3 rRNA genes are annotated in these 5,706 nt (G+C 55.7%); all 3 read right to left on the reverse strand.

From position 1 onward, the window contains the following. Window positions 1–73: 73 nt before the first annotated feature. Window positions 74–190: ribosomal RNA gene (gene rrf, locus RF650_RS13435) — 5S ribosomal RNA — on the reverse strand. Between the two features lie 223 nt (window positions 191–413). Further along, window positions 414–3,541, reverse strand: a 23S ribosomal RNA gene (locus RF650_RS13440). Between the two features lie 437 nt (window positions 3,542–3,978). Then, window positions 3,979–5,510 (reverse strand): 16S ribosomal RNA (locus tag RF650_RS13445). Together the 16S, 23S and 5S rRNA genes form the textbook arrangement of a ribosomal RNA operon. Window positions 5,511–5,706 lie beyond the last annotated feature (196 nt).

Genomic DNA, 5,706 nt, shown 5'->3' on the forward strand with positions numbered 1-5,706 from the left:
GGCGTGTTAAATGGTGGGAGGCCGCGCCCCCTAAAGGGGGTGCGGCCTCGACCACTTCTTTCTTTCATGTTAATCCCGGCGGTGTCTTACTCTCCCACACCCTTTCGAGTGCAGTACCATCAGCGCTGTGGGTCTTAGCTACCGGGTTCGGGATGGGACCGGGCGTTTCCCCCACGCTATAACCACCGGAAACCCTGCCACCAACCCCCTGCACGGTGACTACCAGCAACCATGCGTGGGGTGATGAAACCATGGGGTCCCGTGTTTCGTGGACCAAGCAATATTATGTTACCAACCACTACCCCCGGCCCACCCCATACACCAGCCTGCGGGGCCGGGTAGCGGGTGGGGGGTTGTTGGTGGTCAACCACATGGTGGACGCGAACATCACGTTCTTCGAATGAAGGCTGTGTGTGTAGAAGTTTTCGGTGTATTAGTACCAGTCAGCTCCACGTCTTGCAACGCTTCCACATCTGGCCTATCAACCCAGTCGTCTACTGGGCACCTCACACCCCACAAAGGAGGTCAGGAAATCTCATCTCGGAGCAAGCTTCCCGCTTAGATGCTTTCAGCGGTTATCAATCCCGAACGTAGCTAATCAGCGGTGCTCCTGGCGGAACAACTGACATACCAGAGGTTCGTCCGTCCCGGTCCTCTCGTACTAAGGACAGGCCTCCACAAATTTCCAACGCACGCAGCGGATAGGGACCGAACTGTCTCACGACGTTCTGAACCCAGCTCGCGTACCGCTTTAATGGGCGAACAGCCCAACCCTTGGGACCAACTCCAGCCCCAGGATGCGACGAGCCGACATCGAGGTGCCAAACCATGCCGTCGATATGGACTCTTGGGCAAGATCAGCCTGTTATCCCCGAGGTACCTTTTATCCGTTGAGCGACGGCCATTCCACAATGTACCGCCGGATCACTAGTCCCGACTTTCGTCCCTGCTCGAGCTGTCACTCTCACAGTCAAGCTCCCTTGTGCACTTACACTCAACACCTGATTGCCGACCAGGCTGAGGGAACCTTTGGGCGCCTCCGTTACTCTTTAGGAGGCAACCGCCCCAGTTAAACTACCCATCAGGCACTGTCCCTGACCCGGATCACGGGCCGAAGTTAGATATCCAGAGTGACCAGAGTGGTATTTCAACAACGACTCCACCACCACTAGCGTGACGGCTTCACAGTCTCCCACCTATCCTACACAAGCCACACCGAACACCAATACCAAACTATAGTAAAGGTCTCGGGGTCTTTCCGTCCTGCTGCGCGAAACGAGCATCTTTACTCGTACTGCAATTTCGCCGAGTTCATGGTTGAGACAGTAGGGAAGTCGTTACTCCATTCGTGCAGGTCGGAACTTACCCGACAAGGAATTTCGCTACCTTAGGATGGTTATAGTTACCACCGCCGTTTACTGGGGCTTAAATTCTCCGCTTCAACCCCGAAGGGTTTAACGAGTCCTCTTAACCTTCCAGCACCGGGCAGGAGTCAGTCCGTATACATCGTCTTACGACTTCGCACGGACCTGTGTTTTTGATAAACAGTCGCTTCCCTCTAGCCTCTGCGACCCCGACCAGCTCACACCGCGTGGGTGTTCACCAACCAGGGCCCCCCTTCTCCCGAAGTTACGGGGGCATTTTGCCGAGTTCCTTAACCATGATTCTCTCGAACGCCTTAGTATTCTCTACCTGATCACCTGTGTCGGTTTAGGGTACGGGCGACTAGAACCTCACGTCGATGCTTTTCTTGGCAGCATAGGATCACCGAATTCCCTCACCTAAGAGAGTCCCATCACATCTCAGGCCCATGACCCGCGGATTTACCAACGGATCGCCCTACATGCTTAGACCAGGACAACCATCGCCTGGCTCGGCTACCTTCCTGCGTCACACCTGTTAACACGTTTACCTCCCCGGATCAGGTCCCACGCTCCCCACACACTCCCATGACCGTAAACGGCCACGGATCGTGGTGGTTCGGGTGGTTAGTATCCCCGGTTCGATAGGGTCGGTTCTTCGTCGGTACGGGAATATCAACCCGTTGTCCATCGACTACGCCTGTCGGCCTCGCCTTAGGTCCCGACTCACCCAGGGCAGATTAGCTTGACCCTGGAACCCTTGATCATCCGGCGGACGGGTTTCTCACCCGTCTATCGCTACTCATGCCTGCATTCTCACTCGTTGAGGTTCCACCACTGGGTCACCCCGCAGCTTCACTACCCCAACGACGCTCCCCTACCCACAACACCACCTCAACCACAAACGGCTCAGCTATACGGTGTCATGCCACAACTTCGGCGGTGTACTTGAGCCCCGCTACATTATCGGCGCGGAATCACTTGACCAGTGAGCTATTACGCACTCTTTCAAGGGTGGCTGCTTCTAAGCCAACCTCCTGGTTGTCTAAGCAACTCCACATCCTTTCCCACTTAGCACACGCTTAGGGGCCTTAGTTGATGGTCTGGGCTGTTTCCCTTTCGACTATGAAGCTTATCCCCCACAGTCTCACTGCCACGCTTACACTTCACCGGCATTCGGAGTTTGGTTGACGTCAGTAACCTTGTAGGGCCCATCAGCCATCCAGTAGCTCTACCTCCGGGAAGCAACACGCAACGCTGCACCTAAATGCATTTCGGGGAGAACCAGCTATCACGGAGTTTGATTGGCCTTTCACCCCTACCCACAGCTCATCCCCTCCATTTTCAACTGAAGTGGGTTCGGTCCTCCACGCGCTCTTACACGCGCTTCAACCTGGCCATGGGTAGATCACCCCGCTTCGGGTCTAGATCACGCCACTACACAACGCCCTATTCAGACTCGCTTTCGCTACGACTACCCCACACGGGTTAATCTCGCGACGTAACACTAACTCGCAGGCTCATTCTTCAAAAGGCACGCTGTCACCCCAAAAGGCTCCAACGGCTTGTAAGCACACGGTTTCAGGTACTATTTCACTCCCCTCCCGGGGTACTTTTCACCATTCCCTCACGGTACTGATCCGCTATCGGTCATCAGGAAGTATTCAGGCTTACCAGGTGGTCCTGGCAGATTCACACGAGATTTCACGGGCCCCGTGCTACTCGGGAACAACGTCACACCACGCACACCACGGTTTCGTCTACGGGACTCACACCCCCTACGGTCTGGCACTCACCACCAGTTCGACTACCACAGCGCCACAGCGCCCGGGGTGGCGACCCCGAGAACAACGCATCCCACAACCCCGATCATGCAACCCTCGCCAGGTATCACACACAACCGGTTTAGCCACCATCCGCTTTCGCTCGCCACTACTCACGGAATCACTATTGTTTTCTCTTCCTATGGGTACTGAGATGTTTCACTTCCCCACGTTCCTCCTCGCACCCTATGAATTCAGATACGAGTGACCACGCATGATACGCAGCCGGGTTACCCCATTCGGAGACCCTCGGATCACAGCTCGTTTATCAACTCCCCGAGGCTTATCGCAGATTTCCACGTCCTTCATCAGCTCCTGATGCCAAGGCATCCACCGTGTGCCCGTAACAACTTCTACGCCACACAACACAAAACAATCATCAAAGAACACACCACACACACCCACCACACCACCACAACCAGGAATCCGAAAACCCCTCGACCGTGATCAACGTGTGACCAGATGCACGCGGCGTCCAAGATGCTCGCGTCCACTATGTAGTTGACAAACAACAACCCACCAACACCACACACCCACCACAATGGATGCGTCAGTGCCCCAGGAAACCAACCAACGTAACTTGTTGATCGACAACCCAACAATGTGCCACCACGAACCCCCACACACACCACCACCAACCATCCAAGCCAGCAGTGTTCCCGTGTGCGTAGTATCCGTGTCCGCTTGCTGATATTCCACCCATGAGCAAAACACCCACCACCGTCTCAACGGCGCACCACGATCTCGTGGTCTGTGGGGCCACCAGCCACCCGGCCGGTCAGCGTGCTCCTTAGAAAGGAGGTGATCCAGCCGCACCTTCCGGTACGGCTACCTTGTTACGACTTAGTCCCAATCGCCAGTCCCACCTTCGACGGCTCCCCCCACAAGGGTTAGGCCACCGGCTTCGGGTGTTACCAACTTTCGTGACTTGACGGGCGGTGTGTACAAGGCCCGGGAACGTATTCACCGCAGCGTTGCTGATCTGCGATTACTAGCGACTCCGACTTCACGTGGTCGAGTTGCAGACCACGATCCGAACTGAGACCAGCTTTTTGGGATTAGCTCCACCTCACGGTATCGCAACCCATTGTACTGGCCATTGTAGCATGCGTGAAGCCCAAGACATAAGGGGCATGATGATTTGACGTCATCCCCACCTTCCTCCGAGTTGACCCCGGCAGTCTCCTATGAGTCCCCACCATCACGTGCTGGCAACATAGAACGAGGGTTGCGCTCGTTGCGGGACTTAACCCAACATCTCACGACACGAGCTGACGACAACCATGCACCACCTGTACACCAGCCCCACAAGGAGGAAAACCCATCTCTGAGCCGATCCGGTGTATGTCAAGCCTTGGTAAGGTTCTTCGCGTTGCATCGAATTAATCCGCATGCTCCGCCGCTTGTGCGGGCCCCCGTCAATTCCTTTGAGTTTTAGCCTTGCGGCCGTACTCCCCAGGCGGGGCACTTAATGCGTTAGCTACGGCGCGGAAAACGTGGAATGTCCCCCACACCTAGTGCCCAACGTTTACGGCATGGACTACCAGGGTATCTAATCCTGTTCGCTCCCCATGCTTTCGCTCCTCAGCGTCAGTAACAGCCCAGAGACCTGCCTTCGCCATCGGTGTTCTTCCTGATATCTGCGCATTTCACCGCTACACCAGGAGTTCCAGTCTCCCCTACTGCACTCAAGTCTGCCCGTACCCACTGCACACCCGGGGTTAAGCCCCGGGCTTTCACAGCAGACGCGACAAACCGCCTACGAGCTCTTTACGCCCAATAATTCCGGACAACGCTTGCGCCCTACGTATTACCGCGGCTGCTGGCACGTAGTTAGCCGGCGCTTCTTCTGCACGTACCGTCACTTTCGCTTCTTCCGTGCTGAAAGAGGTTTACAACCCGAAGGCCGTCATCCCTCACGCGGCGTCGCTGCATCAGGCTTGCGCCCATTGTGCAATATTCCCCACTGCTGCCTCCCGTAGGAGTCTGGGCCGTGTCTCAGTCCCAGTGTGGCCGGTCACCCTCTCAGGCCGGCTACCCGTCGTCGCCTTGGTAGGCCATTACCCCACCAACAAGCTGATAGGCCGTGAGCCCATCCACAACCAGTACAAACCCTTTCCACCCCCCACCATGCGACAGGAGGTCATATCCAGTATTAGACCCAGTTTCCCAGGCTTATCCCAGAGTCAAGGGCAGGTTACTCACGTATTACTCACCCGTTCGCCACTCATCCACCCAGTGCAAGCACCAAGCTTCAGCGTTCGACTTGCATGTGTTAAGCACGCCGCCAGCGTTCGTCCTGAGCCAGGATCAAACTCTCCGTCAAAAAACATTCAACAGAAACCACCCCACCACCACACCAAACAGCGCAGCAAAACCAGGGCAGGATCCCAGCTGACACCCAACACCCCCAGGAAACGGGAAAACACCCCAGGGGCCATCAGGCCATCAACCAAAAACAAAAAAACTTTGGTATCAACAAACTAGACACACTATTGAGTTGACAAACAACAAACCACACC

It is taken from the genome of Kocuria sp. CPCC 205297, from assembly GCF_040981035.1.
Lineage (GTDB): Bacteria > Actinomycetota > Actinomycetes > Actinomycetales > Micrococcaceae > Kocuria > Kocuria marina.